This is a genomic window from bacterium (assembly GCA_035371905.1).
GTDB lineage: Bacteria > Ratteibacteria > UBA8468 > B48-G9 > JAFGKM01 > JAMWDI01.
In genome coordinates this window covers 1-5,267 of the sequence record DAORXQ010000107.1, presented here as the reverse complement: position 1 = coordinate 5,267, position 5,267 = coordinate 1, and the positions used below count along the sequence as shown (strand labels likewise).

Genomic DNA, 5,267 nt, shown 5'->3' with positions numbered 1-5,267 from the left:
CAACAATTTTATTAAACTCATTTATTGACTGGGGCTCAACATTAAAAATTACAATCCAGTTTCCATTTTTACAGTATTCATCAACTTTATTTTTATTATCTACAATATACTTTAAATTTTCCTTTGTTCCCTTTATTATTGAAACACTGTTACCGCTTAAAAAATCTTCAATCTTATTTATCTCTTCAATTTTTGCTCCTGTTGACTTTATGAAATCTTTAAGTTTATCATCTCCTGAAGAATAGAAATAAATCTTACTTTCTCCCTTACCTTTAATCTTATCAAAATATGAAAGAATGTTATAAAAAAGTTTTTGAGCAACCGGTTCTTTTTCAAATTTTTCTCCGATAAGTAACTGACATAAAATTAAACTTCCACTTCCATCTCTTATTTCCATCATTGGTGTTAAATTCAAATCATCTCCTGCCTGTATTATTGAAATTGCTCCTTTTTCTGGAGTTTTATAACTTGATTTGAAATTATAGTCATCAATCCAGGTAAAGAAATCATCTTTTGATAGACCTTCAAGAACTGGATGAGAAAGAGCAACTGGAAAACATATTGAACCACTTGCTCCTTCTGGTTTTAAAAATTCACTGTAAATTTCAGTTGGACTTTTCCTTGGTCTTAAAACATCAATACTTATAGGTAACTCATTTTTTTCAAGAGGTGTATCTTGTTCAAATATTACTACTTTTTTTCCTTTTTTTAAAAGTGATTTAACCTTTTCTGACAAAGTTTTTCTATTATCCTTATTTATACTGTTTGAACCAATGATTAAGACATCTAAATTATCTGGAATTAAATTTAAATCATTTAAAGTAGAAAAATTCAAACCAAAAAAATTAAGTGCTTCTTTAATCTTGCCTTCATTATCATAAACAAAAAGATTATTTGAATTTAAATTTTTGAAATTTACTTTACTTATTTTTGGAAATACAGAAACAACCTTTTCATCTTCAAAGACAACTTTATTACCTAAATTTGCAGAAAGTAATCTAAATATAATTTTTCCATCAAGTCTTTTCTGGACAAAAGGTAAATTGACTTTAAGGATATCTTCAACATATTCACCCGCCTTGACTTTATATGTTTTCTGACTTCTTTCAATAATTTTCCCATCAAAAATAAGTTGCCACTGGAATGTTAAATTATCATCTTCTTTATCATCATTGAAAATTCTAATTGTTTTGCTCATCTGATTTCCAGAAAAAAAGCAACTGTTATGTTCTCTTACAAATACTGCCTTTGGAGAAAAAGATTTTTCAGCACCAGGTAGACATTCAACCCATGGACATATTCCTGTTACTTCCTGCCATCTTGCTCCTTCTGTGCAAATTCTTGCATATTTTGCTGCAAATAAATCGGCTTTTTCTCTTCCCCTGTAAACATCAGGTCCTCCTATCCATATAACATTATTTGGATTTCCACCATAAAAAAATACTTCCCCGAGAATTAATGGTCTTTTTTTGTCCCAATTATAAATTTCTCTTGTTCTTTCTGCATATGCATTTTCTTTTTTTCCTGGATAATCATAAGCAAATTTCGGGAATGTCTCTCCTTTAGGCCAGGTGTAATGCTGACAGTTAATAGAAGCAAATTCTCCAACATCTCCTCCACCATCAAACATACTTTTTCTTGTAGGGTCAAGTTCTTCCTGAATTTTTATAAGTTCACCACATAACTTTTCAATATTTTTATAAGTATTCCAGTGTCTCCAGAAAGCATTTATAAGAAGCAATTCATTTTCTAAACTCCAGACCATTATTGAAGGATGATTTCTATATCTCTTTACAACCTGCTGAATGTGTTCTTTAAAATGTTCCCATACAACAGGATTATCAAGGTCATAAGTTATAAACATACCATCAATACAGGTGGATAAACGTCCTGGTATTCCATTTTCATCAAAAAATTTAAGTGCCTCTTCCCTGCAACCGAAAATTCTATCATGGTCATAAGCAATTCTATGAAATCTATCGTTCTGTTTCTCATATTTTTTAAGCCAATCATCTGTGTTTTCAACTCTTCCAACATCAACCCAGTTCCAGAAATGCCATTTAATTCCATTTAAAAGAAAATGTTTACCATCAATGCTTAATTCTCTGAAACCAAACTGTAATTTATGTATGTCATTTTCTCCATTTTCATCCTTAACAGTTGTTTTGAGAATGTAAAGTTCAGGATTTCTTTCAGGCCACCATAATTTTGGATTTTCCCATTTTTCCTCAAATTTAACCTTTTTTATTTCTGAAGGTTGAATTGTAATTTTTAAGGGATTCAATATTTTTTCTACTTTTTCAGTTTTTTGTTTATAATAACAGGTGCAATTTCACAATTTTTTTCAGTTTTTTCATCATTTTTTATTTCATATTCAATCTCAATCTTTTTATCCTTCACAAATGTTTTAACAAAAACATCGGAAATATAAGTATTTCCTGTGATAATTAATTTAACAGGAAAAATTATACCTGTCTGTGAACCATCTCCTTCTCCTTTTGAAGATGGATATATAGGTGCTATAAATTTACAATTATTCAGGATTGATTTGGGTCTGTTTCTCAATCTGTCAAGGTCAGAACTATTATTTGCCTTAACATCAAATGCATAATAAGGACCTTTAACAATTAATAAAAGTTCATTAATTTTTCCCGGTATTACTCCATCTGAAATGTTTATATCCCATGGAACAAGAACTGACCTTTGCCCTCCAATATATTTACCATTTAAAAAAACACTTACAATCCAGTTTGTTCCTGAAAAATGTAAAATAAAACTTTTATTTTTTATATCAGAAGGGATATCAAGTTTTGTTCTGTAAATAACTCTGTGAGCAAAAATCAAATCAGGTCTTTTCCATGCATCAGAAGGAACTTCAATACCCCTCCATTTTAAATATGAGATTTTTTCAGTTGGTAATGTTTTTTCTGGTTCATAAGGGTTTGAATCCATGTCTTCATCATCATATCTTGCAATCTCCCAGACACCATTTAATGAAAATTCCTGTCTTTCTTTTAAATCATTTTTATATTCAATTTTAAAAATATTTTCCCTTGCTTTTTTATCAATCTCTTCATCATATATTTCACCTGGTTTTAACTTACCTTCAGGATAAAAATTTCCTTTAATAAGTGCAATACAATCAATTCCAATTAATAATCTTCCATCTCTTCCTGATTTTGTCCATTTAAATGTAATTGTATGATTTCCATTTTTTAAAAAAACTCTTCCAATTTTCAACCAGGCAATTTCACACCAGGTACTTACCTCCATAACATTTGTTGTTTGAATATCATATCCTATTTCTTTCCATTCATCCTCATCTATTCTCCATTCAAAAGGTGCTCTTACCCACTCATACCCTATTCTTGTCCATATATCATATTCACCCTCTTTTTCAACACTAAAATCATATGAGAGAAAAAGTCCTTCTTTTGGAACCTTTGTTGCAATTTCTTCCTTATTCAATGTAAAAGTTGCCCATTTTCCATCAGATAAAATTACACCCCTATTTCCAGCCCAGACACTTAACTGAAAATTACTTTTTGAAGGATTCTCACCCTCAATCCAGATATAATCAGCAGAAAAAACAAAACTTACAAAACAGACAAATAAAACAAAAAATTTCTTCATTTTCCTCCTCCATTTTTAAATCTTTCAATTTTAATATTTTTTTTCGTAATTATATTCTTTACTCTTTCATCAATTAAAATCTTTGCATCAAAACTTCTTTTTTCTATTATTTTATCTGCATCTTCCCAGTAAGTTGAATAAAATTTCATATCCTCTGTATTAAATGCAGGATGAGTTATAAGTAAATATTCTCCATTTTCAAGGTTTTCAAGATTATTTATAAATTTTTCATAGTCAAGGTTAAAATCAGGGAATTTCTTATACAGTTTATCAACAAAAAGAATTCTCTTTTTTTTACATAATCTTTGTATAAACTCTTCTATTCCATTAATCCAGCCAATACCCATATGAATATCAATATATGAAATTTCAAAACCTAAACTTTCAAGGTATTCAAATTGTGCTTCTATTTCAATTTCCATTTCTTTTCTTTCAGGCTTATTTTCAAAAAGTGTTTTTCCATCAGGAAAAAAATAACCATTTTTATCAGTAATTGTTTTAACCTTCTCTTTAAGAATAGGACCCCATTTAATATTTCTCCATTCACAGGTAAGAGTAATATGAAGTCCAAAACTCACATTTTCCAGATTAGAAAAAAGATTATAAGCATCCTTTATATATGGAGATACTGGAATTAAAGAAATGTTTTTCAAAATCCCATTTTTACAGGCAGTATGAATTGCAAGATTTGTTCCTATACTTATTCCAGCATCATCTCCTCTTGTGTATAGTTTTATTTCCTGCATAAAATTTCCTTTATGTAACCGTTTACATTTATACATATAAAAAAATTTTTGTCAAATTTAAATTATAGTAGTAAAATAAAAATATGATTGCTTTAAAAATTAAAGGTGTTGAAATTGAATGTGTAAAAGGTGATATAACTGAACAACCTGATATTGATGTTATTGTGAATGCTGCAAATAAATATCTTGCTCCTGGAGGTGGTGTTGCAGGTGCTATACATAAAAAAGCAGGTCCAGAATTATATGAAGAATGTAAGAAATATGCACCTATTAAGACAGGAGAAGCGGTAATAACAAAGGGATATAAACTTCCAAATCCTTTTGTAATTCATACACTCGGACCTGTTTATTCTGAAGAAAAAAATCCTGCTGAAAAATTGAAGATGTGTTTTGTAAATTCCCTTAAACTTGCTGATGAAAAAGGTCTAAAATCAATTGCTTTTCCTGCAATTTCAACTGGAATTTTTGGTTATCCTTTAAAAGAAGCAGGAGAAATTTCAATCAGAGCAATTATAGATACTGTTCCTGAATTAAAAAACATAAAAAAAATAAGATTTGTTCTTTTTGATGAAATTTCATTCTCAATTTTTTCAGAAGAACTCAAAAAATATAAAAATCTTTAATATTGTACCAATTTAATAAGGAAATATTATGAAAGAAAAAATTCTGCTTGATACTGATATCGGGTCTGATATTGATGATGCGATATGTCTCTCTTATTTACTTTCAAACCCTTTTTGTCAAATTCTTGGAATTACAACAGTTACAGGAGAATCAGAAAAAAGAAGTATGATGGCGAGTTATCTAATAGAAAAAAGCGAAAAAAATATTCCTGTTTATCCTGGATGTGAGAAACCAATAATAGGTGAACAAAAACAGAAAATATGC

Annotated in this window: 5 protein-coding genes; 2 read left to right on the top strand and 3 right to left on the bottom strand. The window is 29.1% G+C overall.

The window, feature by feature from the left end; all coding sequences use genetic code 11:
- The 3 genes from PKV21_08895 to PKV21_08885 all read right to left on the bottom strand — a co-directional run.
- Window positions 1-2,284 (bottom strand): glycoside hydrolase family 2 TIM barrel-domain containing protein (locus PKV21_08895; GenBank protein HOM27602.1); only part of this gene is annotated, 2,284 nt, incomplete at its 3' end.
- Between the two features lie 8 nt (window positions 2,285-2,292).
- The gene (locus PKV21_08890; GenBank protein ID HOM27601.1) at window positions 2,293-3,633 is read right to left on the bottom strand and encodes a hypothetical protein; all 1,341 of its coding nucleotides are present in this window, start codon (window positions 3,631-3,633) and stop codon (window positions 2,293-2,295) included.
- A complete protein-coding gene (locus PKV21_08885) occupies window positions 3,630-4,379 on the bottom strand; it encodes a ChbG/HpnK family deacetylase (protein ID HOM27600.1) in 750 nt (249 codons plus the stop codon). The genes PKV21_08890 and PKV21_08885 overlap by 4 nt, the downstream gene beginning before the upstream one ends.
- An 83-nt stretch (window positions 4,380-4,462) precedes the next feature.
- Between PKV21_08885 and PKV21_08880 the strand changes: the two genes are divergently transcribed.
- Window positions 4,463-5,002 (top strand): macro domain-containing protein, encoded by a 540-nt coding sequence (locus PKV21_08880; protein HOM27599.1) that lies wholly within the window; start codon window positions 4,463-4,465, stop codon window positions 5,000-5,002.
- Window positions 5,003-5,030: 28 nt separating this feature from the next.
- Window positions 5,031-5,267, top strand: a 237-nt coding sequence (locus tag PKV21_08875; GenBank protein HOM27598.1) for a nucleoside hydrolase, incomplete at its 3' end; no start/stop codon positions are given.